This window comes from Bradyrhizobium sp. RD5-C2 (assembly GCF_019972155.1).
Lineage (GTDB): Bacteria > Pseudomonadota > Alphaproteobacteria > Rhizobiales > Xanthobacteraceae > Bradyrhizobium.
On sequence record NZ_BOVL01000005.1, the window covers coordinates 466522 to 489591 of the forward strand.

Sequence of the window (23070 nt, forward strand, 5' to 3'; positions counted from 1 at the left end):
CAAGCGTTGGCTTGTCCCGGCAAGCGAGTCAACCCTAGCATGACGACAACGGCGAGGGGCGGGGGACCTTCGATTTTTCGCGAGGATGTGAGCGATCCTTACCGATCGTTCATTCGCGAGCCGGGGCTGCAATCTTTCCGACGGACTCCCGCAATCGCACCAGCGCGCCGGCCTGCACGCAAGGCCGGGGCGCTGCATAAGAATGTGGGAAGGATCCCGAGATGAGCACCTGGAATCAAATCTACAATCCGCTGGGGAATGCAGGGCTGTCGACGCTAGCCGCCGCCATTCCCGTGGTCACGCTGCTGGTCTTGATCGCCAGCGGCAAGGTGAAGGCGCACATCGCGGCCATCATCGCCGTGATCGTGACCAACCTGATCACGATCTTCGTGTTCACGATGCCGGCCGGGATGTCGATCCGGGCATCGATCCTCGGCATCGTCACCGGGTTCTTCCCGATCGGCTGGATCGTGCTCAACGTCATCTTCCTCTACCAGGTCACGGTGAGGTGCGGGAAGTTCGAGCTGCTGAAGCGCGCGGTCGGCGGCGTCACCGAGGATCGCCGCCTGCAGCTGCTGCTCATCGCGTTCTCGTTCGGCGCCTTCTTCGAGGGCGCCTCGGGCTTCGGCACGCCGGTCGCGATCACCGGCGCGGTGCTGATCGGGCTCGGCTTCTCGCCGCTCGCAGCCTCCGGCCTGTCGCTGATCGCCAACACCGCCCCGGTCGCCTTTGGTGCGCTGGGCACGCCGATCCAGGGTCTTGCCTCGGTCACCGGGCTCGATCCCTACCTCCTCGGCGCCATGGTCGGCCGGCAGCTGCCGCTGTTCTCGCTGATCGTGCCGTTCTGGGTGGTGTGGGCGTTCGCGGGCTGGCGCGGCATGAAGGAAGTCTGGCCGGCGATCCTGGTCACCGGCGTGTCGTTTGCGGTCCCGCAATTCGTGATCTCGAACTACATCAATCCCTGGATCGTCGATATCGGCGCCTCGCTGATCTCGATGGGCGCGCTGATCCTGTTCCTCAAGGTCTGGCAGCCGCGTCAGCTCTGGCTGTCGCCCGCGCTGCGCGGCCGCGATGAATCGGCGGCGACGATGGCGGCCGCCAAGCCGCTCGACAAGACGCCGCTGACCCAGGGCGAATTGTGGAGCGCGCTGCTGCCATGGATCATCGTCTGCATCCTGATGCTGATCTGGGGCAACGGCGCCTTCAAGGCTTGGGCGAATGCCAACTTCGTCTGGAACTATCCGGTCCCCGACCTCGACAAGCTGATCTTCAAGGTGCCGCCGGTGGTGCCCAAGCCGACGCCGGAAGGTGCAGTGTTCGGCTTCACCTATTTGTCGTTCACCGGCACCGGATTGCTGATCGCCGCGATCATCTCGGGTCTCCTGATGGGCTTCTCGCCGCTCAAGCTGATCGCCGAATATGGCCGCACCATCCGCCTGTGCGCGATCTCGCTGATCACGATCTCGGCGATGCTGGCGATCGGCACGCTGACCCGGCTCTCCGGCGTCGACGCCACGCTCGGCCTCGCCTTCGCCGCGACCGGCGTGCTCTACCCGTTCTTCGGCACCCTGCTTGGCTGGCTCGGCGTGGCGCTGACCGGATCGGACACCTCGTCCAACATCCTGTTCGGCAATCTGCAGAAGATCACCTCCGAGCAGCTCGGCCTGCCGCCGATCCTGATGGCGGCCGCGAACTCCTCGGGCGGCGTGATGGGCAAGATGATCGACGCGCAATCGATCGTGGTCGCCTCCACCGCGACCAACTGGTACGGCCACGAGGGTTCGATCCTGCGCTACGTGTTCCTGCACTCGATCGTGCTGGCGTGCCTGGTCGGTCTGTTCGTGACCCTGCAGGCCTATGTCTACCCGTTCACGGCGATGGTTCTGAAATAAAGAGGCGAGGCGTCGCCCAAACGGAGATCCCCGCGGGTGCGAGCCCGCGGGGATTTTGCTTTTCAAGCGCTTTTTCTCGCCCTGCCATTCTGGCCAATCGCAGCCTCGTCCCATACAAGGGCGGCGTTGCAATTGCTGGGAATGGCATGATCTCGATGAAGCGGATTCTGAACGGCGGCATGGCCGCATTGGCGCTGGCTGCAGCGGCTCTTGGCACGAGGCCGGTGCAGGCCCAGGAAGAATTCCCGTTCGGCTTCGTGATGACGCTCGATGCCGCGCGCATGCCGGGCTCCAAGCGGATTCCCTCGATCGAGGTCGGCGACAATGGCGAGGTGATCCTCGAGCTGTGGTGCGACGGCGGCAAGGGCCAGTTCTCGGTTGCCGGCAACACCATCGTGTTCGTTCCCGGCGCGATGGAGAACCGCAGCTGCACGCCGGACCGGGCGCAGGCCGACAAGGATCTGCTGGCAGCGCTCGGCGACACGACGAGTTGGCGGCGGCAGGGTGATCAGGTCACGTTCATCGGAAGCAAACAGCTGCGTTTCGTGATCAACAGCAATTAGCGCCAGCGCAACCGCTCAGGGTGTCGCGACCAATCCGCTTGCGGTGGCGACGATCCAGCGATTGCCCCAGCGCACGATGGAATCGACGCGGCCAAGGCCCGGGACGACGTCGCCGCGTGCGGCCATCTTGACGCCTTCCGGCCCCTCGAGCACGGCGGTGCCGTCTCGGACTTCGACCACCGACCAGCCGGGGATGGTGCTCGGCCGGGTCTCGGGAGGCGTCGCCGCGGGCTGCTTCGGCCCCAGCGCCATGGCTTGCGCGTTCAGCGTCGTCGGCGCGGCGCCGACCACCTGCGGGCGTGGATTGGCTACCGATTTGGGAATGCTGCCGGTGACGGCGGGGTCGGCGTTGGAGGCGGTCCGGCGCGGGCTCTCGCTCTTTCGGCTCGGTGGCGCCTCGGCGACGTGCGGGGCAGGCGCTTCCTTCTGGGCCACCGGGACGGGGGCGGGAGCTGCAAAGTCATGCCAGTTGGCGCCGCCGGTCCATCCCAGCACGAAGCTTGCGGCCAATGCCGTGGCTGCCAGCAGCGCGGTGCCGATCCGGTCGGCGAACGGCTCCCGCAGCAGCAGGCTGGCGTCGTGATTTTCGCCTGAGACGTCCCAGAGGTCCGCCGTCTGCGCCGGCGAATGACCCTCCGTCACATCCGTTGGCCAGATGCTCCCAGGACTGATCGGCTCGCGGTCTTGCATGGCGTGACCCGTGTTCGGTGACGCAAAGGATGATCCCCGAAACTAAATCGAGCCTTAATATTCGGTGACCGAACTGCGGCAGCACGAAGTCTTTTGGTCGCAGTCCCCGTAGTTTGACGGGACGGTGAGGGCGGCCGACAATCGCGACGACGACTCTGCATTGGGCCAGAGATGCACAATTCTGAAATCAGCATTGCCGCCGAAGACCCGCGACAGGCGGACGTGCGGCAGCTGATCGATCTGTCGGACGACCACATGCGGGCGCTGTATCCGCCTGATAGCAATCACCTCGCCGCCGTCGAGACGCTGGCCGCCCCGGACACCGTCTTCCTCGTCGCGCGGCGCGACGGCGAGGTACTCGGCTCGATCGCTTTCCGCCTCATCGCGCCCGGTCATGCCGAGATAAAGCGGATGTTCGTGCGTACCGATGCGCGCGGGCACGGGCTCGGCCGCCGCCTGCTCGACGCGCTGGAGGAAGCCGCGCGCGACCGGAAGATCGCGCGTATCAGCCTGGAGACCGGAATCCGGCAGCCGGAGGCGATCGGGCTCTATCGCGCCGCCGGCTACCAGGAATGTCCGCCGTTCGGGGATTATGCGCCGGATCCGCTCAGCCTGTTCATGACCAAGCATCTCTAGCCCCAAGCGGTCGTTTCCGGACGCCGTCTCCGCAAAGCGGGTCGTCGCGGCACGACGGCGTCGCTATAGCGATGACATGCTTGATTTCGCCGCACAGTATGCAGCCTTTCAGCGCCGCGATCCGGCCTGGGATGGCGTCGTGTTCGTCGCGGTCCGGACGACGGGCGTGTATTGCCGCCCGGTGTGCCGGGCGCGTACGCCGCTCGCCCGCAATGTGCGGTTCTTTGGCAGCGCCGCGTCGGCCGAACGCGCCGGCTTCCGGCCCTGCCTGCGCTGCCGTCCCGAGGCGGCGCCGTTCTGCTCGGCATGGAAGGGCACCAGGACGACGGTCGAGCGCGCGCTGGCGCTGATCGAAGCGGGCGCACTCGATCGCGGCAATGTCGAAGCGCTGGCCGATCGGCTCGGTATCGGCGCGCGGCATCTGTCGCGGCTGTTCGCCGAGCATCTCGAAGCCTCGCCGCTCCAGGTCGCACTCTCGCTGCGCGTGCAGCGCGCCAAGCGCCTGATCGACGGCAGCGATCTCCCGCTCTCCCTGGTGGCGCACCGCGCCGGCTTCACCAGCGCACGGCGCATGAACGCCGCATTCGCAAAACTCTACGGCCGCTCGCCCGCGTCGCTGCGACGGAAGCGGCGGCAAAAAATCACGATGCAATGAGCCTGAAGGAGATCAACAATGGCCAAGAGCTACGGCACCGTCAGTGCCGAACAGAAACTTGAGATGACCGGCCTCGAATTCGTGCAAGGGCTCGCCTCTGGCGCGTTGCCGCTCAACACCATCGCGCGGACGCTCGGCTATGACGTCACCGAGGCCGAGCACGGCCGCGTCGTCGCCACGCTGCTGCCGACGGACGCGCATCTCAATCCGGCCGGCACCGTGCATGGCGGTCTCACCGCGACGCTGCTCGACAGCTGCATGGGGCTTGCGGTGCAGTCGACGCTCGATGCCGGGATGAGCCAGACCACGCTCGAATTCAAGATCTCGCTGGTCCGGCCGATCACACCGGACACCGGGCTCATCCGGGCCGAGGGCCATGTGCTCAATTGCGGCCGCCGCATCGGCACCGCGGAGGGCAGGGTGACCGACGAGAAGGGACGGCTGCTCGCGCACGGCACGACGACGTGCCTGATCTTTCCGGCTTGATGCACAATTGTTGCGAAGAGGTTGCGCCGGCGCCGCATCGGAAGATGCGAAGCCGGCGCAACGTTGGAATGCCTCCAGCGAGCTTGCAGATTAGAGCGCTTCAATTTCACTGAGCCGATCGCTTGCGCTACCCGAGCGCATGGAATGTGCGTTCGGGTAGCCGCGATGCGATCGTCGATGAAGCGCCGGTTCACCCGGCGTAGCCACTCTGTTCAGGCAAGCGGATGAGGCCGAGCTGCAGCATGGCGGTCAGCGCATCTTCCTGTCCGAGCTCCTCGGCGATCCGTCCGTCCCGCACGCGCAGCACGGTCGTGCCGGCGAACGTCATCTTGCGGCCGGAGGCCGCGGGCAGCGAGCCGAGGCGGAAGTCGCTGAAGGCAGGCCCGGTGTGCGTACCGCCACCTTCCCAGCGGCCGACCACGAGATCACCTTCCGCGACGAGATCGCCGACGCCCCAGAAATTCAGATCCGGAAACGCTTCACGAAACTCGGTGATGAATTGCGTGACTGCAGCGCGGCCCTTCTTCGGTTCGTGCATCGGGTAGTGCACGACAATGTCTGGTGTCGCGAGCTCATCGATGATGCGCGGATTCCATGGGTTTCCCCAAAAGCCCTCGAACCACCGGCCTACGATGCTCTTGTTTTCATCTGACATCGGATCGTCTCCATTTGCGTGTTGCCGGTATCGCGACCGGCGCTGTGTCGATGAACGCATTAGGCATCTTGAGACGGGTATCGTGCCACCCGATTTCAGATCGGGCGTGGCGTCGGCGTTCAGACGAGATTCCGCTTTGTCGATATGGCGCTTAGCGCCGCTTCTCGGATGTCGCCGCGCAATCGGGAAGCGGGTGGCGCGCGCAACACGAACGCGAAACCTCTTCGCGATCACACAGGAGAACATCATGCGCAACTTCGATGCGATCGCCGCGCTGCGCGGCGGACTTCGTCCCGAGCTACGGGCGTTGCTCGATCGCGTTGCGATCGATCTTCGTTCCGAATTGTTCGTCAGAAGCGACGGGATACTTCAGTCCGGTCCGGACGCAGCTCCCGAGATGATGCGCAACAACGTGGTGACGCTGAAGACGAGGACAGCCTGAATCAGCAGTGCGCTGACCTCAGCGCCACACCGACTTGTCGGCGTCCCAGCGTTGGCCTTTGAACTCCTTGAGCAGCGCGTCGATCGCGCCGTTGTCGTCCTTGGCCTCGCTGCCTTCCTCGTCGCTGCTGGAATCGTCGGACAGATTGAGCTTGGCGCCGGCGCTGTCGTCCGACGTTGAAACGGTGGGGCTCGAGACCCACAGCATCAGTTTGTCGGAGCTGCCGGGCTTGTCGGGCGAGACGAGGGCGGTGACCTCGTAATTCTGGGTGAGGCCGAGCGCAGGGTAGATCGCGCTGGGCCGCTTCAGCACCAGCTTGAGCTTGCCGGTATTCGCGTTCCAGGTCGCGGAGGCGGGCTTTGCCGCAAGCGTCCTCGCCAGCACATTGGAAATCGCAGTTGCGAGCTTGTCCTTGTTGATCTTGTCGCCGTCGCGCCAGTCGGCGGCGGCGAAGCGGATGGTGCGGTCCATCTCGACCACGCCGCTGGTCCAGCCGGCCGCCGTCACGCCGGGCGTCGATTTCACCTTGGCTAGCAGCGCGCCGGCGTGCTCGGGATCGACGGTGAGGTTGAGGGTCTGCTCGCCGGAGCGCATCGCATCGCAGGTCACCGCGAGGCTCGAGGTGCCGATCTCGGCGGCCTCGCCCTTCAGGCTCTTGAGGAAATCGGCCGCCGCATCGAGCTTCACCCGCACGCCGATCGCTTCCGGCGAGACGTCGGTGAAGTCCTTGGGCTGCGGCGTGATGCCGTCCTCGGTGGCCTGATTGTCCTGGAATTCCTTTTCGCTGAGATCGGAATTATCCGTCGAGGCGACCTCGGTGACGGTCTGGCCGATCGTGATCTGGCCGCGGAACTCAAAGCTGTCGCCGGACTGCTTGCGGTTCAGCTTGACCGTGATCGGCTGCTTGTCGGCGACGCTCTGGGCGGTGCCGGAGAGCGTCTGGCCGTTGACGGTCAGGTTAGCGACGAAGCGGTCCTTGCGGTCCGAGCTCTTGTCGGCGGGATAGCAGACGTCGAGCACGGCCGCGGTCACGGTCTTGCCCAGGCGGGTTTCCTTCAGCACGACGTCGGCATTGCCGTCCATCAGGCCGTCGATCGACGTGAAATAGCGCGTCTCGGGGCCATTCGACGGTGCCGCCTTCGATTGCAGCTTCATCTGGGCGAGAGCAGGCGCCGAGGCGACGGCAAGACCGAGCAGCAGGAGCGGGAGCGCGCGCATACGATAAGTCCTCGAAGGGCAGAATCGGTTCCGTCGTAACTAGCAAACCTCCGTGTCATTGGCCAAAAAAGAAGGCCGCCTAACGGCGGCGCTTCCAGAATCGCCGTCATGTGCGATCGTTAGGTTCCTGGCCGCTCTCCAGCCTGCCGCGCAGCGTGCTGACGACGCGACTGGTGGCTTCGAGGTCCTTGATCGACAGCCCGTCGGAAAGACCGTTCACCCAGGGCAGCTGCAGGCGCATCGCCGCGTCGAAGCTTTGCTGCCCCTTCTCGGTCAGCACGACGAGCTGGGCGCGGCGATGATGCGGATTGGTCTCGAAGGTGACGAGCCCGTCCCGTTGCAGGTCGTTGACGATCCGCTGCACGTTCTGTCTGGCGGCGCCGAGGTCGCGCGCCAGCCACGCGACCGGTTGCGGGCGCTCAGTGGTGACGATGGCGCCGAGGATCTGCCAACGCGCGCTGGTCAGGCCAAGTCCGGCCACCATCCGGTCGCCGGCGGTGAACAGCAGGCTGTTGAGCCTGAACAGGTCGAGAATCAGGTCGCTCAGGGCTTCGCCAGCCGGCGTTCGCTTGGTCTGCGGCATTTGTCACCATAAGTTTATTTTGACATCATGATGTCAAAAGACTATGTATCCATCTGATCGAAGTGACATCATAGCACCATACCAACGGAGCCAGCCATGCCGCAGATGCGCCCCCTCGACCCCGCATTCCCGATCGACCGCCAGCTCGCTGTCGATGCCAGCAACGTCGTGCTCGTCAACCTCTTCACGCTCGATGCGGCCGACGAGGACACCTTCCTGAACGCCTGGCAGGCCGACGCCGCCATCATGAAGCGGCAGCCCGGCTTCATCTCGACCCAGCTGCACCGCGCGCTCGGCGACAGCCCGACCTATCTGAATTACGCGGTGTGGGAGTCGACCGCGGCCTTCCGGGCCGCTTTTGCGAACCCCGAGTTCAGGGCCAAGCTCGCGGCCTATCCAGCCTCAGCGGTGGCGTCGCCGCATCTGTTCCAGAAGGTGGCGGTGGCTGACATCTGCGTCGCTTGAAGCGCGATAGGCACCGCGCATGGCTCTATCCCCGTCATTGCGAGCGAAGCGAAGCAATCCATCAGGCCGCAAGTGGAAAAATGGATTGCTTCGTCGCTATCGCTCCTCGCAATGACGGTGGTGCCAAGCATCACGGCCCCCGTCGCGGGCGAAAGCGAACGGACGTCGCGTCAAACGCTCAACTGTGCACCAGCATGCCGACCCCGAGTGTTGCTGCGGCAGCCAAAAAGGAAATGTCCAGAAACCGCAGCGGCGCTTTTGGACGATGACCGGTCGAACCGGAAATGACGTAATAAATGCAATAGGCGGCGCCGAGCACGACAAACGTCAACGTTTGCCTGATCCAGAACGTCAGGACGACCGCAAGATCATCGATGTTGTCCAAAGCATAGGCGCCCAGTGCGAGCACCGCGCCGATCGCGTAGAACAGCACGAGTGTTGACGTCAGGGATTTGGCGTCGCGGGACATGCGATGATCCTTACAGCTCCATCGTCATCAAATCGCAAAAAAGAAGGCCGCCCGGAGGCGGCCTTCGATCTCGATGCGGATGTGGCGGGGGCTTAGAAGCCGCCCATGCCGCCCATTCCACCCATGCCGCCGCCGCCCGGCATTGCCGGCGCTGCGTCCTTGGGCAGTTCGGCGACCATGGCTTCGGTGGTCACCAGCAGGCCGGCCACCGAGGAGGCGTCCTGCAGCGCAGTGCGCACCACCTTGGCGGGGTCGATGATGCCCTTGTCGACCATGTCGACATAGTCCTCGGTCTGGGCGTCGAAGCCGAAGGTCTCCGACTTGTTCTCGAGGATCTTGCCGACCACGATCGAGCCCTCGACACCGGCGTTCTCCGAGATCTGGCGAACCGGAGCTTCGAGCGCCTTGAGCACGATGTTGATGCCGGCCTGGACGTCGGCGTTCGGGTTGGTGAGACGGCCGACCGCCTTCTTGGCGCGCAGCAGCGCCACGCCGCCGCCGGGAACGATGCCTTCCTGCACCGCGGCGCGGGTCGCGTTCAGCGCGTCCTCGACACGGTCCTTCTTCTCCTTGACCTCGACCTCGGTCGCACCGCCGACCTTGATGACGGCAACGCCGCCGGCGAGCTTGGCAAGGCGCTCCTGCAGCTTCTCACGGTCGTAGTCCGAGGTGGTTTCCTCGATCTGCGCCTTGATCTGGCCAACGCGGGCGTCGATGTCCTTCTTCTTGCCGGCGCCCTTGACGATCGTGGTGTTCTCCTTGTCGATCACGATCTTGCCGGCGCGGCCGAGCATGTTCACCGTGACGTTCTCGAGCTTCATGCCGAGGTCGTCGGAGATCAGCTGACCGCCGGTCAGGATCGCGATGTCCTCCAGCATCGCCTTGCGGCGATCGCCGAAGCCCGGCGCCTTGACGGCGGCGACCTTCAGTCCGCCGCGCAGGCGGTTGACCACCAGCGTTGCCAGCGCCTCGCCCTCGACGTCCTCGGCGAGGATCAGGAGCGGCCGGCCCGACTGCACCACGGCTTCCAGCACCGGCAGCATGGACTGCAGGCCGGTCAGCTTCTTCTCGTGCAGCAGGATGTAGGCATCCTCGAGCTCGGCGGTCATCTTCTCGGCGTTGGTGATGAAGTAGGGGCTGAGATAGCCGCGGTCGAACTTCATGCCCTCGACGATGTCGACCTCGGTCTCGAGCGACTTGTTCTCCTCGACGGTGATGACGCCCTCGTTGCCGACCTTCTGCATCGCCTGCGCGATCATCTTGCCGATCGCTGCATCGCCATTGGCCGAGATGGTGCCGACCTGGGCGACTTCGGCGGAGGAGGCGACCGGCTTGGCGCGCTTCTCGATGTCCTTGATCACGGCGGCGACCGCGGTGTCGATGCCGCGCTTGAGGTCCATCGGGTTCATGCCGGCGGCGACCGACTTGGCGCCCTCGCGGACGATGGCCTGCGCCAGCACGGTCGCGGTGGTGGTGCCGTCACCGGCGGTGTCGTTGGTCTTGGAAGCGACCTCGCGCAGCATCTGCGCGCCCATGTTCTCGAACTTGTCGTCGAGCTCGATCTCCTTGGCGACGGTGACGCCGTCCTTGGTGATGCGGGGAGCGCCGAAGCTCTTCTCGATGACGACGTTGCGGCCCTTCGGGCCGAGCGTCACCTTCACGGCATTGGCGAGCACGTCGACACCGCGCAGCATGCGGTCGCGGGCGTCTCCGGCGAATTTTACGTCCTTGGCAGCCATTGATTTGAACTCCTGGAATGTCTGTGAATTGCTTGCCGCTTCCGCGCCCGTCATCGCCGGGCTTGACCCGGCGATCCATCTTTCGAAGAGCGATGGATGCCCGGGTCGAGCCCGGGCATGACAGCGGAGAGACTGGGCGCTCTCGAATTGGTCGTGGCGCTTACGCCAGCACGCCCATGATGTCGGACTCCTTCATGATCAGGAGCTCCTGGTTGTCGAGCTTGACCTCGGTGCCCGACCACTTGCCGAACAGCACGCGGTCGCCGACCTTGAGGTCGATCGGGATCAGCTTGCCGGCCTCGTCGCGGCCACCCGGGCCGACGGCGACGATCTCGCCTTGGGACGGCTTCTCCTTGGCCGAGTCCGGAATGATGATGCCGCCCTTGGACTTCTCCTCGGCATCGATACGCTTGACCACGACGCGGTCATGCAGTGGGCGGAAGGTGGATTTAGCCATGACGTTCCCTCTTGGAGGCTCGGTTTCAGGTCCGGTTCATCGAGACCGGCGTTGAATGCCGGCCCGGTCGGCGCCAGGCAGGACGCCCGGCGGATTTAGCAATCGTTGTGCGAGAGTGCTAATTGTGCGCCGGGAAATATGGCTTGGCGCAGTTTCTGTCAAGCAAACGGGTTAAGGCCTTGGTGAGGCCAATATAGGATGGTGGACCGGAAACCAAATCGTAGCGATGACGTAATTTTGTCAGACGTCATTGCTCCGCCTTAAGTTTTACGCTTGGCTGCATGACGGGTGCGGCCGGGAGATAAGTTCGGGGGATGCATATGATCAGGTCACTCAACGCGCGATTGGTCGCACGGTTCGTGGCTGTCTCGGCGCTGACGACGCTTTTGGGGGCGTGCGGCAGCATGAGCCTGCCGTCGCTGTCGTCGAACCCCGAGCCGGGGCCTGTCGAACCGGGCGTGGCTCCGGAGATGCCGGCGTCGATCCGCCCCGACGAGATCGTCGGCCGCTGGGGCCTCGCCTCGTTCCAGAATCCAGCCGACCGCGCCCGCACCGAGGCCGCCGCACGCGGCCAGTGCAAGCAGCCTTATGTGATCGGCGCCGGCCAGAGCGGCGGCGTCATCATGCATCTGGCCGACCAGGCCACCCCGCAGGAACTGCGGCTGAAGGGTTCCCCGAGCGGCAAGAACTATATCGGCCCACCCGGACCTGTGCCCGGCGAGCAGGACCGCGAGATCATCTCGTTCGACGGCCGGGTCTTGATCACCCGCTTCGTCGACAAGGACGCCGCCGTCCGCTACGGCAACATGGTCTACGTCCGCTGCGCCCCGAGGGCGTGAGGGCGGGATTTCCAGTTATCTGCGGATGTAGCGCCGCATAGGCGATGCAGCTCTCCCCTTGCGGGAGAGGTTGGGTTGCATCACCAGATGCAATCCGGGTGAGGGGTCTCTCCGCGAGTCCCTCTCACTTTTAAGCCCGCGGATAGAACCCTTGATCCGGCGCCATAGCCGCTGCGAAGCTTCGGCGTTCTCTGGAACGGCCGGCCGGAAGGCCGTCTACGCCACCTCGCAAAGCCCTGCTTTATCGCCGCACGCCAACCCGATTGACGCCGCCATTCAGGTTGCCGCCCGCGTTATGACGAACCGCAGCCCGCGCCACCGGACGAGGCCTGAGCACGACGCCCGCCCTCGCCACGCAACCGTGCGGATAGCCGACATACTGGCAGTAGACGACCGCCTTGGCCGGTGCCGGATTGAGCGCGACACCTGCTGCCCCCAACAGGAGGCTCGCCACGATCCCCGTAACCGTCACCGATCCGGTCGAAAAAATGCGCGTCCGATGCATGGTGATCCTCTCCATCGCAAGCGAACCGACGATGATGGCGGCGGTTCAGGCACGGCTGAAGATATGAACGGCGAGGGATCGACGATGTTGACGTAGATCAACGCTGGGCGCGGGTCGCCGCCATACCAGATCGATCTACTCCATATGAAAGAGGGCGGCTCATTGAGCCGCCCTCTTGTCGTGTCGTTGCGCGGATCTCACTGACAGACGTAACTGTGGCCGTCGGCCATCTTCGTCATCGTGCCAGGTTCGCAGGTGATTCCATTGGCTGCCTTGTAGGCTGCCCATCCGGCATAACCGTAATACGGGCTGCCACCATAGTAGGCTCGTGCTGGATAGTAGGGCTGGCCAAAGTGGGGATCCGTCTGGGCGGCGTATGCATCGGTCCAATTATTTGTGCCCCAGCCAGCATAGACCGGCGCAGTGGCGGCTGCCGTGGCAACCGCGGCCGTGGCGGCGATCCCCGCGCCGACTCCGTACCCGTACGCAGCGCGCCGGGTGTGGCGACGTGCAACGCCCGCGACGCTCACGGGCGTCAGCGGTCGGCCCACGCGCGCCTGGGCGCTTTCGACTGACGCCGAAATGCCGCCCTGCTCAGACCAGGTGATGGAGAACAGTGTCGCACAAGCGAAAGTCGAGAGCGCAATTGCAGTATTGCTGACAATTCTTCGCGTCATGTTCTATCTCCAGTTTTGGGTACTCCAGTGGCTCCCCCCAATCGGTGATTCCTCAACAAGCCGCAGGTATCAGCGCCCAAGAAACCCGCCGTGCGTCGTCATGGTTTCAATGACCTCGGATGCGCGCAACGAGTGGCCGGCAAAGCTGTACTGTGTGTCGTGTGAAAGTGCGAAGCCCCGCTCGGGGCGACCGGATTCACTCCGGAAGTCCGATGCAACCGGCACCCAATGTTGGCTCCCGGTACACGCATGACAATTTCCTCACACACAGTATGCGCCTGCGACAGCAGACCTGCCAGTAAATTTGCACGTGTCACAATTGGCACAAACTGCATGCGGTCGAGACAGAGGTTCTGACTGATTTGTCACGCTGACGTGCATGCAAGGAAGGCTGCTGTACAGAATTGCTCCTTGCAATGCGGCGACGCGATGATCTGGCAACTTCGTCTGGTGATCGCTCTCGGGCTCGACCACCGCTCAAACAAAAACGCCGGCCCGAGGGGCCGGCGCTTTTCGTTTTGATCTGACAAATCTCAGTTGAACATCGCGTCAGTTGAACATCGCGTCGATGTCATCCTGCGAGGCATGGCCGGCGTCGCCGTCGAGCTTCGGTCCGTTGAGCAGGCGGGCATCGCCCTCGCGGGTGTCGACGATCGGCGGGACGTGGGTCTTGATCGCGTCGACGCCGCCCCAGATGTTCATCATCTCGTTGATGTGCTGCTCGATGAACTTCATCGTCTGCATCACCTTGCTGATGCGCTGGCCGGTGAGGTCCTGGAAGTTGCAGGCCTCGAAGATCGAGACCACGCGCTCCTGAATATCTTCGCTGAGCCGCTTCTGCTGGTCGGGCGTGACGTTGTTGGCCAGCGCGCTTGCGGCCTGGTCGATCGCTTCCACCGCTTCGAGGATCTGCTGGGTAGCCTGTTCGGTGCCGCCGACCACGGCGCCGAGCTCGCCATTGACCTTGGCCATCTCCTCGCCGTTGAAGCTCTTGCCGTGCAGCACGGCGATCTCGCGCTTGGTGCGGCTGATCGCGTCGTGGATCAGGTCGAGCTCGACCTTGAGCTTCTCGCACTGTTCGACCTGCGCGCGGTAGGTCTCGAGCAGCGCCTGCGTCTCGGCGACTTCGCGGGCGACGGCGGCATCGACGCTGTCGCCGGTGCGCTGCGCCGGTGCCGCAGCCATCTGGGCGCGGATCGAGCGAAGCTCAGCCATGATCTCCCGATGCATCGGACCGAGCTCGCCGCCGCCGGCAACTTCCGGCTCCGGCATCACGACTTCACCCATGGCCTGCTCGACACGAAAACGCTTCCGCTTCACTGACATGATTTCATTCCCGCCCCTTAACTGCAGTCCGTTCTAGCGAGAGGTGATTTAACGTCAGGTTCACGCGGGAACAGTTTGCGCCAATGGCGCGCAATCGCCGCGCTACCGGCGATTAACCATGTCGCTGCGGCATTCACGCAAAATAAACGCTGTCAGGCAAAACCGCGCTGCATTGTCGAGATGGTGAATCCAAACCGCGATTCCGTTTACCAAACCGATGCGGTTTTCATTGCTTATTGACCACGTGCAACGGGGCTTGTGCGCTCCGTCCACGTCACACGTCACGACGAAACCAGTACAGAGTACGTCGATGTTCAGGAAAACCACGCTTGCGCTGCTCGCCGGCGCCTCTTCGCTTATTGCCGTTCCCCATCACGCGATGGCGATCGACGCGTCGGCTCAGCCCGAGCCCACCGTGATCTACGCCAACCAGGGCGCACCGCAGCCGCCGATGCGCACCGCCTATGTGCAGCCGCAACGCTCCAACATGGGCGGCGGCTTCATCGAATTCCTGTTCGGCGATGCGCCGTCGTCACAGGGGTATTCGCCGCAGCCGATGTATCAGCAGCAGCCTGGCTATTACGGCAACCGCCAGGGGCTGCCGCCGATGGATCCGCAGCAGCAGATGATCCGCCAGCAGGAAGAGGCGGCCGGCGATCCGACGCAGCGTCCGTTCGATCACCGATATGAAAAGCAGCTGGTCGATTACAGCGGCAAGGAAGGCGTCGGCACCATCGTCGTCGATACGCCGAACAAGTTCCTCTATCTGGTGCAGGGCGACGGCCGCGCGCTGCGCTACGGCATCGGCGTCGGACGGCCCGGCTTCACCTGGGCCGGCGTCAAGACGATCTCGGCGAAGAAGGAATGGCCGGCCTGGACGCCGCCGCCCGAAATGCTGGCGCGCCGTCCCGACCTGCCGCGGCACATGGAAGGCGGCCCGGAGAATCCGCTCGGCGCCCGCGCGATGTATCTCGGCTCCTCGCTCTATCGTATCCATGGCTCCAACGAGCCCTGGACGATCGGCACCAACGTCTCGTCCGGCTGCATCAGGATGCGCAACGAGGACGTCATCGACCTCTATGGCCGCGTCAACGTCGGCGCCAAGGTTGTCGTGATGTAAGCGTGGTTTTGAAGCAGTCCCGGCTTTCGTCGGGACGACGGAATCAAAACGGCCGCTCGATTGGAGCGGCCGTTGTCGTTTCAGCGATCGCGTTTACGCGTAATCGCTGTTGTCGTCGCCGCCGTTGTCGTCGAAGTCGTCGGCGTCTTGATCATCGTCACTGTCCTGGTCGGCCTGCGCCTGGTCGAACGCGCCGGCGCGCGAGCCGGAATCACTGTCGCGACCGGACGAACTGACATCGTTGATCCCGGCGTCACGGGCAAGGTTGCTCGACGATTGGTCGCCGCCCCAGGGACGCGAACCACCGCCGAGGCCGCCGGCGTCGGCCAGCGATTGATGGCTGCCGCCACCCATCATGCCGCGAATGCTGGAGAGCAGCAGTCCGCCGCCGACCACGCCGGCCGCAGCCGCAGCCGCAGTGCCGAGGAACGAGCCGCCACCGCCACCGGGCGCGCCGCCGCCGAAGGGCGGGGGCTGCTGGCCGCCGTAGGGCTGGCCGTATTGGGGCTGGCCGTATTGCTGCGGCGGCTGGCCATAGCCGCCCGCCTGCTGCATCGCCTGGCCCGAGTTCCAGACCGTGCGGCTGCCGCCGACATCCGGCGGGCGCACCGGAGGCACCGAGCCGTGCGGCTGCTGCTGGCCCTGTCCGAAGATCGCATCGCGCATCGAATCGAGGAAGCCGCCGCCCTGCTGCTGTGCTCCCTGCTGCTGGCCGACCGCGGCCTCGAGCTCCTGGATCCGGTCATGGGCGCGCTTCAGCGCCTCGTCCTGCACCAGCGCGGTCTGCACCAGCGTGTAAACCGCATTCGGCGCGCTGCGCAGGCCCTGCATGATCGCGGACATGGCCTCGCCGTCGCGCGGGGCATTCTCCAGCTTGGCGAGCCGGTCGAAGAGATCGTCAATCAGTTGGCGTTCTTGCGGTGTCATGGCGTTCTCCATCGCGTCGATCGAATCGGCGCGCGGCTGATGTAGGACGGGCTTTGTGGCGCAAGGAGTGGGGGCCCGAATTAAATTTATGTATGCGACAATCCGACCGGCAGTTTTTCGTGAATCTGAAGCGTTTTCGAGCGAAGTGGATCCCGGTTCGCGTGAAGAAAACGCGTCAAAACAAGGGTCTCAGGCCAGTGTAACTTTATTCAGGGCCAGCAGCGCGGGGAAATCGTCGCCGGCGAGGTAGCCATGCTCGGTCTCCCGCTGCGTCGTCAGCGGGTCGAGATTCTTCAGGGTTTCATCGACGAAACCGGGATGGCACATCACGAGCCCATCCTCGGGCAGGCCGTCGAGGAAGCCCTGCATGAGCGCTCCGAATTCGCTGCCGCGCGTAAAATCATAGGCGCCGGCGAAGGCCGGATTGAAGCGCAGGCCGGATCGCTGGGCCTTGATCCGGAATTGGGTGCTGAGCACGTTCAGCACCAGCGCCTTCGGCGCCGTCAGCTGGCGCGCCAGCGGACCTTCGCGTCCGCACTGCCGCACCCAGGCGTCGGGTGCGCGCTCCTTCACGGCGCGCAGAAAGCCGTCGCGGACCTGCGGAAACAGTTGCGCGTGCTGATGGCCGTCGACGAAATCGGGCGCGCGGCCGAACAGATCGCGGAAGGCGTCGAGCTGCGCCAGCACTTCGGCATGGACCAGATCGGCATCGAGCCGATGCATCAGCCCGGCGCGCAACAGTTTTGGGAACGGCAGGAACATGTCGCCGTCGAGCGGACGGAAATGCATCGTCAGCGGCCGGAACGGCGCGGTCAGCGTCACATGCAGCCCGATCGCACAGCGCGGACTTTTCGCCACCGAGACCGTGAGCGCAGCCGCAGCCTCGCGGCCGATCGCCGGCGTCACCATCATCACCGACGTCGCATTGAGGCGGCCGCGTTCGATCAGGTCGCGGATCGCGCGGTTGACGCCGCAGCTCAAGCCATAATCGTCAGCACACAGCCAGATCCGGCGCGGCGAAACTTCGCTCATTCGGCGGCGGTCCGCTCGGTGGCGCTCTGCGCCGTGCCGCCGTCGGCGTGCTTCTCGGTATGCTCGGCAACGAAGTAGATCGGCCGTGCCTTCAGCTCGGAGAGGATCTTGCCGATATATTCGCCGACGATGCCGATCATGATGAGCTGTACGCCGCCGATCGTCATCACGCCGATCATCAGCGACGGATAGCCGGGCACCTGCTTGCCGGTGGTCAAGACTTCCCACAGAATCGAGAGGCCGAACAGGAAGGCCGCGCCTGCGAGCAGCGCGCCGAGCAGGCTGGCGAAGCGCAACGGCGCCACCGAGAACGAGGTCAGGCCCTCGATCGACAGGCCGATCAGCCGGCTGGCATTGAAGGTGGTGACGCCATGCGCGCGCGGCGCCGGCTCGTAGTCGACGCGGATCTGCCTGAAGCCGATCCAGCTCGCGAGGCCCTTGAAGAAGCGGTTGCGTTCCGGCAATTGCCGCAGCGCCAGCGCCGCGCGCGGCGACAGCAGGCGGAAGTCGCCGGCATCCTCGGGGATCTTCTGCCGCGCGCCCCAGTTGATCAGCGCGTAGAAGCTGCGCACGGAAAGCCGCCGCAACGCCGATTCATTGTCGCGATGTGCCTTCGCCGTGTAGACCACGTCGTAGCCGTCATCGATCCAGTGCGCGACTAGCCGCTCGACCAGCGTCGGCGGATGCTGGCCGTCGCCATCCATGAACAGCACCGCGCCGCGGCGGGCATGGTCGAGGCCGGCCATCAACGCCGCCTCCTTGCCGAAATTGCGCGACAGCGACACCACCTGGAGGTCGAGCCCGTCGGCGGGCAGGCCGCGCGCGATCGTGAGCGTGTTGTCCGCGCTGCCGTCGTCGACATAGACCACTTCGCAATGGAGCCCGTAACGGGCGCGCAATGAGCCGGCGAGGTCGATCAGCCGTTGGTGCAGCGCCACAAGCCCGGCGGCCTCGTTGTAGACGGGCACGACGATGGACAGACCCTGCGCGACGGCGGTCTTGGCGGTTGTGGTCAGGCTGGAAACGTCAGAGCCCAGCATCATCGGTCAGGTTCCAGAACTAGAGCGTTTTCCGGCGAAATCGGGTTCGCCCTCGCGTGGAGAAAACGCGTCACGACGAGAGATCATGAACACAATATGGTACCGACGGCCGGCTGTCGCCAACATGAACGGCGACACCGACTCATTGTCGCAGGAACGCCTCGAGCCTGGCGAACAGCGGGTTCTCGCGGTCGAACACGTAGTCCAGCGACACCACCGACACGGTTTCGGCGCCGTGCTCGCGCAGGAAGCTGCCGAGCGCGTAGAGCTTGCCCGGTGGGCAGTGCAGCGTAAGCATGCCCGATGAGGTCGGCCCGCCGAACGGGGCGACCACGCCGAAGCGGGTATGCGCTTCAGACAGCAGCGCGTCGTTGCAGCCGGCGAAGCGGGTGCGGACCTCGCGGTACTTGCTGGCGCGGGCGCGCGCGGCGATGTGGTCGAGGATGACGCGCGCGGTCTCGCGGGCGCCGGTCGACCAGTCGGCATCGCGGGAGGCGACGAGATTGGCCTGGCTGCGCAGCATCACGCCGTCGTCGAGCACCTTGAGCCCGTTGGCGGCGAGCGTCGCGCCCGTTGTCGTGATGTCGACGATCAGCTCGGCGGTGCCGGCCGCGGGCGCACCCTCGGTGGCGCCGGCGCTCTCGACGATGCGGTAGTCGCCGACGCCGTGCTTCGCAAAGAAGCCGCGCGTCAGGTTGATGTATTTGGTCGCAACCCGCATGCGGTGATTGTGCTGCTCGCGGAAGCCCGATGCGACGTCGTCGAGATCGGCCATGGTGCGGACGTCGATCCAGGCCTGCGGCACCGCGACCACGACATTGGCATAGCCGAAGCCGAGGCCTTCGATCATCAGCACGCGCTTGTCGGCATCGGGAATGCTCTCGCGCACCAGATCCTCACCGGTGACGCCGAGATGCACCGAGCCGCGCGCCAGATTGGCCGCGATCTCGCTCGCCGACAGATAGGCGATCTCGACATTGTCGACGCCGGCGATGGTGCCGCGATAGTCGCGCGCGCCGCCGGCCTTCGACAAGGTCAGCCCGGCGCGGGCGAAGAAGCTTTCCGCGTTTTCCTGCAAGCGTCCCTTGGAGGGAACGGCGACGACGAACGGCGTGCTCATTGGGCGCCTCCGGCGGCGCCGGCCTTGCCGTGCCGGGTCATCGCCTCGATCCAGACCGAGAAGCCGACCGCGGGGATCGGGTTGGCCGAGCCGAGCTGCGACATCAGCCCGTCATAGCGGCCGCCCGCGACCAGCGGCTCGCTGCCATTACCCTTGGCGTGCAGCTCGAACTCGAAGCCGGTGTAATAGTCGAGGCCGCGGCCGAACGCGGTTGCGAACCGCGTCTTCCTGATGTCGATGCCGCGCGCGGCCATGAAGCCGACCCGGCTCTCGAGCTGGTCGATCGCGGCGGCAAGGTTGAGCTTGGCGTCGGCTGCGAGCGCGCGCAGCTGCGCGATTGCGTCGTCGGGGTCGCCCGATATGGCGAGGAAGCGCTTGATGGTGGCGAGCGCATCGCGCGGCAGCGCGCCGCCCTTCAGCGTCGATTGCTCGAGGAAACGGTCGGCGATCTCGGCGACCGTGCGTCCGCCGACATTGGTGGTACCGGCGATCGACATCAGATCGGTGACCAGCGCCAGCGCCGCCTTGCGGTCGGAGCCGGCCAGCGCAGCGAGCACGCCCTCATATTCGTTGCGGCCCGGCGCGGTCGCCAGGGTCAGTTGCTCGATGTCGTCGGTCAGCGAAACCTTGCGGTTGAAATCCTTGATCAGCCGGCGCCGCCACACCGGATAGAGCTCCAGCGCATCGATCAGCGCGTTGAACAGCCCCACGTCGCCGGTGCGGATCTCGACATCCTTCAGCCCGAACGCCGCGGTCGCCTCCAGCGCCAGCGCCAGCATCTCGGCGTCGGCAGCGGCGCGATCCTGTCGCCCGAAGGACTCGATGCCGGCCTGCAGAAACTGGCTCGGCTGGCCGTCGCGATAGCGGAACACCGGGCCCAGATAGCTGAAACCGGCCGGCTGACCGGCGCGGGGCGAGGCGAGGTAGTCGCGCGCCACCGGGATCGTGAGATCCGGGCGCAGGCAGAGCTCCTCGCCGCTCGGGTCGGTCGTCAGATACAGGCTTTTGCGGATGTCCTCGCCGGACAGGTCGAGGAACGGCTCGGCCGGCTGCAGGATCGCGGGTTCGGAGCGGAGATAACCGGCCTGCGCGAACGAGGCCAGCAGCGCATCCGCCCATAAGGCGGATCCGGCGGCGGGTCGTGGTGCGGCAGCTTCGCTCATCTCGACGTCCAATTCGCTCCGAAATCGCGTTCCAGAGCGGGTTCCATGGGTGGCGTTGGCGCAGCCCTTAGCATGGCCGTATCAGGCTTTCGACAGGGATCAGCCAAGTGGCTTAATGATTGGGTTCGTTAACGATTTTGCGACGGCTTGGCTAGGGAAAGATGTTTCCCACATCCGGGATACGCGCTCACCGGCCCGTCATCCTGAGGTGCGAGCGCAGCGAGCCTCGAAGGATCGGCGGCCACCGGCCGGGCCGTGCATCCTTCGAGGCTCGCCGAAGAGGCTCGCACCTCAGGATGACGGGGATGGAGTGCATGGTCCATTTCCTCCCCAATCTCCCAGCGCCGCCTGGACCAGCGCCAGCGCCGCGACGGCGGCGGTGTCGGCGCGCAGGATGCGCGGCCCGAGTGCGAGGCGGAGGATGCTGGGCTGGCGCAGCAGCAGCGCGCGTTCCTCCTCGGCAAAGCCGCCCTCGGGGCCGATCAGGACATCGATCCCGGCATTCGCGGCCCTTGCTGCCTGCAGGGCCTGCACCGGGTTGGCCACTTCGGCCGCCTCGTCGCAGAACACCAGAAGCCGCGCCGGATCGCGCCCCGCCAGGAAGCGCTCAAGGGGCACGGGATCGGCGACCTCGGCGAGCGAGATGATGCCGCATTGCTCGGCGGCCTCGACCACATTGGCGCGCATCCGCTCGCCATTCACCCGCGACACCTGGGTGAAGCGGGTCAGCACCGGCACGAGCCGTGCCGCGCCCATCTCGACCGCCTTCTGCACCATATAGTCGAGCCGGGCATGTTTCAGCGGCGCGAATACGTAGGTCACATCGGGCAGGCGGTCCTGCGGGCGGGTCTGCGCTGCGATCGTCAGCGTATCGGCCCGCTTGCGGCCGGAAATCTCGGCGCGCCATTCGCCGTCGCGGCCGTTGAACACCAGCACGGTGTCGCCGGCGGCAAGCCGCAGCACGTTGCCGAGATAGTTGCTCTGATCGCGTTCGAGCGAAACGGTCGCGCTGGCACCGAGCGGGGCATCGACAAACAGGCGGGGGCTGCGGAAATCGTGTTCAGGCATGTCCTAGGTTCCTGAGCCGCGTTCTAGCCCAAAGGTGCTGCCAAGTATTGCCCGCTGCTGTTGATTGCGATCGGAGAGGATCGGCAGATTCCGCAATTGGCGTCGGGCGCCGGCGCCAAGGCCGCTTCCATGCGGCGGGCCAAGTTAACCAAGCCGGGCGACACCGTAGTCCCGCGGACTCGTCAGGGCCGCTGCGCCCAACTACTACAGGGGTGTCGATATATTGCTTCTGTCACCAAGTCATTTTTGAAGTCCGAGGGGTCGCTTGCACGCGGCCCCTTTTGCGTTTCGGTCGGTGTGGGCCGGCAAATTCGACCTGAGGCATGACCGAAAGTCCCGTTCAGGCACATTTGATGGCCCGGATTTACCGCCGTTCGCGGCCTAAAGGCTTCAAATCGGGGAACAATTTAATGTGGCCGGTGTGGCCCTACGCCGCGCTGTCGCCCAAATCCACGGGTTGTTAAGGGCTCACAGGAATCGTAAAACGCCCCCAAATTTCGTTGCTTCGTTTTGTTGCGCTGGGGTTGCCTGGACCTTTTGCCGGAGAAACACCCTCGATGATCCGCCGACTGATCATGCTGACCGTTGCCGCGACCGCCCTGTCAGCGGGGCACGCAGCTGCCCAGAGCGCCTTTCCGGCGCCGCTGCCCAATCAGGGCCTGGCTGGCACCGCGTCGGATCCCGCGTTCCCGCCGGTGAACGGCGCGCGTCCAAGCCGAGCGAGCACCGCTCCTGATCCTGCGTTTCCGCCGGTCAACGGCGCGCCCGCGGCCAGGGTCGGCGGCGCGCCGTCGCCATTCCCGAGCAGTGGTGCAGCGCCCATCGCCGGCGGCGGTTTGTCGTCTCCGCCGCCCCCGCCCGGTGCCGGTGGTGGCGCTGGCGGTGATGCCTGCATGAAGGATTTCGTTCCGCTGCGCGAGGAGACCGAGAAGCGCGGCAAGGCGATCAAGGCGGCGAGCGACCGGCACGCCAGCCCCCAGGAGGCCTGCAAGCTGATCGGCAATTACAGCCAGGCCGAAGTCAGGATGATCAAATACGTCGACACCAACGCGGCGAAGTGCGGGATCCCGCCGCAGATCTCCAACCAGCTCAAGGACGGTCACAAAAATACCGAAGCGTTGCTGAAGAAGGTCTGCAACGTCGCGGAGCAGGCGGCGGCGCAGCCGCGCGGGCCCGCCGGACCGTCGCTGAGCGACGTGCTCGGCTCGTCCGCCTCGCTGCCGGAAGCAACCCCGACCAAGAAGGGCGGCAGCACCTTCGACACGCTGAACGGTAACGTTCTGACCCGATGATCGAGCGCCCG

At 65.2% G+C, this 23070-nt stretch carries 26 protein-coding genes; 10 read left to right on the forward strand and 16 right to left on the reverse strand.

Annotated features, from left to right (window positions below; genetic code table 11):
* The first annotated feature begins 221 nt into the window (after positions 1 to 221).
* Positions 222 to 1892, forward strand: coding sequence for an L-lactate permease (locus BraRD5C2_RS04450; protein ID WP_223967120.1), 1671 nt, complete (start codon positions 222 to 224; stop codon positions 1890 to 1892).
* A gap of 146 nt (positions 1893 to 2038) precedes the next feature.
* A complete protein-coding gene (locus BraRD5C2_RS04455) occupies positions 2039 to 2455 on the forward strand; it encodes an META domain-containing protein (RefSeq protein WP_223967122.1) in 417 nt (138 codons plus the stop codon).
* Positions 2456 to 2470: 15 nt separating this feature from the next.
* Here BraRD5C2_RS04455 and BraRD5C2_RS04460 read toward each other — a convergent pair whose 3' ends face one another.
* A complete protein-coding gene (locus tag BraRD5C2_RS04460) occupies positions 2471 to 3097 on the reverse strand; it encodes a hypothetical protein (RefSeq protein WP_223967124.1) in 627 nt (208 codons plus the stop codon).
* Between the two features lie 219 nt (positions 3098 to 3316).
* Between BraRD5C2_RS04460 and BraRD5C2_RS04465 the strand changes: the two genes are divergently transcribed.
* The 3 genes from BraRD5C2_RS04465 (at position 3317) to BraRD5C2_RS04475 (ending at position 4922) form a co-directional block, all read left to right on the forward strand.
* Positions 3317 to 3781 (forward strand): GNAT family N-acetyltransferase, encoded by a 465-nt coding sequence (locus tag BraRD5C2_RS04465; protein WP_223967125.1) that lies wholly within the window; start codon positions 3317 to 3319, stop codon positions 3779 to 3781.
* 76 nt (positions 3782 to 3857) lie between these two features.
* Positions 3858 to 4436 (forward strand): bifunctional transcriptional activator/DNA repair enzyme AdaA, encoded by a 579-nt coding sequence (locus BraRD5C2_RS04470; protein WP_223967126.1) that lies wholly within the window; start codon positions 3858 to 3860, stop codon positions 4434 to 4436.
* An 18-nt stretch (positions 4437 to 4454) separates the two neighbouring features.
* Positions 4455 to 4922: a PaaI family thioesterase gene (locus tag BraRD5C2_RS04475; protein ID WP_223967127.1), complete on the forward strand. Its 468-nt coding sequence runs from the start codon at positions 4455 to 4457 to the stop codon at positions 4920 to 4922.
* 190 nt (positions 4923 to 5112) lie between these two features.
* Here the strand turns inward: BraRD5C2_RS04475 and BraRD5C2_RS04480 are convergent, their stop codons facing one another.
* Positions 5113 to 5826: an ester cyclase gene (locus tag BraRD5C2_RS04480; protein WP_308444386.1), complete on the reverse strand. Its 714-nt coding sequence runs from the start codon at positions 5824 to 5826 to the stop codon at positions 5113 to 5115.
* Between BraRD5C2_RS04480 and BraRD5C2_RS04485 the strand changes: the two genes are divergently transcribed.
* Positions 5825 to 6019 (forward strand): hypothetical protein, encoded by a 195-nt coding sequence (locus BraRD5C2_RS04485; RefSeq protein WP_223967128.1) that lies wholly within the window; start codon positions 5825 to 5827, stop codon positions 6017 to 6019. The two genes, BraRD5C2_RS04480 and BraRD5C2_RS04485, sit on opposite strands and share 2 nt — an antisense overlap.
* Positions 6020 to 6037: 18 nt before the next feature.
* Here the strand turns inward: BraRD5C2_RS04485 and BraRD5C2_RS04490 are convergent, their stop codons facing one another.
* Entirely contained in the window at positions 6038 to 7237 is a 1200-nt protein-coding gene (locus BraRD5C2_RS04490; protein ID WP_223967129.1) for a hypothetical protein, read from the reverse strand.
* A gap of 106 nt (positions 7238 to 7343) precedes the next feature.
* Positions 7344 to 7820 carry a MarR family winged helix-turn-helix transcriptional regulator gene (locus tag BraRD5C2_RS04495; protein WP_223967130.1) on the reverse strand — a complete coding sequence of 159 codons (477 nt, stop codon included), beginning with the start codon at positions 7818 to 7820 and terminating at the stop codon, positions 7344 to 7346.
* Positions 7821 to 7916: 96 nt separating this feature from the next.
* Between BraRD5C2_RS04495 and BraRD5C2_RS04500 the strand changes: the two genes are divergently transcribed.
* On the forward strand, positions 7917 to 8285 hold the full coding sequence (locus BraRD5C2_RS04500) for an antibiotic biosynthesis monooxygenase family protein (RefSeq protein WP_223967131.1): 369 nt from the start codon (positions 7917 to 7919) through the stop codon (positions 8283 to 8285).
* 178 nt (positions 8286 to 8463) lie between these two features.
* Here BraRD5C2_RS04500 and BraRD5C2_RS04505 read toward each other — a convergent pair whose 3' ends face one another.
* The 3 genes from BraRD5C2_RS04505 to BraRD5C2_RS04515 form a co-directional block, all read right to left on the reverse strand.
* The gene (locus BraRD5C2_RS04505; protein ID WP_223967132.1) at positions 8464 to 8754 is read right to left on the reverse strand and encodes a hypothetical protein; all 291 of its coding nucleotides are present in this window, start codon (positions 8752 to 8754) and stop codon (positions 8464 to 8466) included.
* A gap of 92 nt (positions 8755 to 8846) precedes the next feature.
* Complete coding sequence (gene groL, locus BraRD5C2_RS04510) at positions 8847 to 10493, reverse strand: chaperonin GroEL (RefSeq protein ID WP_223967133.1); 1647 nt, start codon at positions 10491 to 10493, stop codon at positions 8847 to 8849.
* Positions 10494 to 10653: 160 nt separating this feature from the next.
* Entirely contained in the window at positions 10654 to 10950 is a 297-nt protein-coding gene (locus BraRD5C2_RS04515; protein WP_018269780.1) for a co-chaperone GroES, read from the reverse strand.
* 320 nt (positions 10951 to 11270) lie between these two features.
* Here BraRD5C2_RS04515 and BraRD5C2_RS04520 point away from each other — a divergent pair, with 320 nt between their 5' ends.
* Positions 11271 to 11789: a hypothetical protein gene (locus tag BraRD5C2_RS04520; protein WP_223967134.1), complete on the forward strand. Its 519-nt coding sequence runs from the start codon at positions 11271 to 11273 to the stop codon at positions 11787 to 11789.
* A gap of 241 nt (positions 11790 to 12030) precedes the next feature.
* Here the strand turns inward: BraRD5C2_RS04520 and BraRD5C2_RS04525 are convergent, their stop codons facing one another.
* The 3 genes from BraRD5C2_RS04525 to BraRD5C2_RS04535 all read right to left on the reverse strand — a co-directional run bounded on the left by BraRD5C2_RS04525 (position 12031) and on the right by BraRD5C2_RS04535 (position 14297).
* The gene (locus BraRD5C2_RS04525; protein WP_374707956.1) at positions 12031 to 12309 is read right to left on the reverse strand and encodes a hypothetical protein; all 279 of its coding nucleotides are present in this window, start codon (positions 12307 to 12309) and stop codon (positions 12031 to 12033) included.
* 182 nt (positions 12310 to 12491) lie between these two features.
* Positions 12492 to 12971, reverse strand: coding sequence for a hypothetical protein (locus BraRD5C2_RS04530; protein WP_223967136.1), 480 nt, complete (start codon positions 12969 to 12971; stop codon positions 12492 to 12494).
* Positions 12972 to 13520: 549 nt separating this feature from the next.
* The gene (locus BraRD5C2_RS04535) at positions 13521 to 14297 is read right to left on the reverse strand and encodes a protein phosphatase CheZ (protein WP_223967137.1); all 777 of its coding nucleotides are present in this window, start codon (positions 14295 to 14297) and stop codon (positions 13521 to 13523) included.
* A gap of 310 nt (positions 14298 to 14607) precedes the next feature.
* Here BraRD5C2_RS04535 and BraRD5C2_RS04540 point away from each other — a divergent pair, with 310 nt between their 5' ends.
* A complete protein-coding gene (locus BraRD5C2_RS04540) occupies positions 14608 to 15417 on the forward strand; it encodes a L,D-transpeptidase (protein WP_223967138.1) in 810 nt (269 codons plus the stop codon).
* 93 nt (positions 15418 to 15510) lie between these two features.
* On the opposite strand, the gene BraRD5C2_RS04545 is transcribed toward BraRD5C2_RS04540, so the two are convergent.
* From BraRD5C2_RS04545 to BraRD5C2_RS04570, 6 genes are all read right to left on the reverse strand, one after another.
* The gene (locus BraRD5C2_RS04545; RefSeq protein WP_223967139.1) at positions 15511 to 16344 is read right to left on the reverse strand and encodes a DUF2076 domain-containing protein; all 834 of its coding nucleotides are present in this window, start codon (positions 16342 to 16344) and stop codon (positions 15511 to 15513) included.
* Positions 16345 to 16533: 189 nt separating this feature from the next.
* Entirely contained in the window at positions 16534 to 17376 is an 843-nt protein-coding gene (locus tag BraRD5C2_RS04550) for a ChbG/HpnK family deacetylase (RefSeq protein ID WP_223967140.1), read from the reverse strand.
* Positions 17373 to 18419: a glycosyltransferase family 2 protein gene (locus BraRD5C2_RS04555; RefSeq protein WP_223967141.1), complete on the reverse strand. Its 1047-nt coding sequence runs from the start codon at positions 18417 to 18419 to the stop codon at positions 17373 to 17375. Before BraRD5C2_RS04555 ends, BraRD5C2_RS04550 begins: the two co-directional genes overlap by 4 nt.
* 139 nt (positions 18420 to 18558) lie before the next feature.
* Positions 18559 to 19536: an ATP phosphoribosyltransferase gene (gene hisG / locus BraRD5C2_RS04560; protein ID WP_223967142.1), complete on the reverse strand. Its 978-nt coding sequence runs from the start codon at positions 19534 to 19536 to the stop codon at positions 18559 to 18561.
* Entirely contained in the window at positions 19533 to 20699 is a 1167-nt protein-coding gene (locus BraRD5C2_RS04565) for an ATP phosphoribosyltransferase regulatory subunit (protein ID WP_223967143.1), read from the reverse strand. Before BraRD5C2_RS04565 ends, hisG begins: the two co-directional genes overlap by 4 nt.
* Positions 20700 to 20990: 291 nt before the next feature.
* Positions 20991 to 21767, reverse strand: coding sequence for a 16S rRNA (uracil(1498)-N(3))-methyltransferase (locus tag BraRD5C2_RS04570; RefSeq protein WP_223967144.1), 777 nt, complete (start codon positions 21765 to 21767; stop codon positions 20991 to 20993).
* Between the two features lie 557 nt (positions 21768 to 22324).
* Between BraRD5C2_RS04570 and BraRD5C2_RS04575 the strand changes: the two genes are divergently transcribed.
* On the forward strand, positions 22325 to 23059 hold the full coding sequence (locus BraRD5C2_RS04575) for a hypothetical protein (RefSeq protein ID WP_223967145.1): 735 nt from the start codon (positions 22325 to 22327) through the stop codon (positions 23057 to 23059).
* The last annotated feature ends 11 nt before the right edge of the window (positions 23060 to 23070 follow it).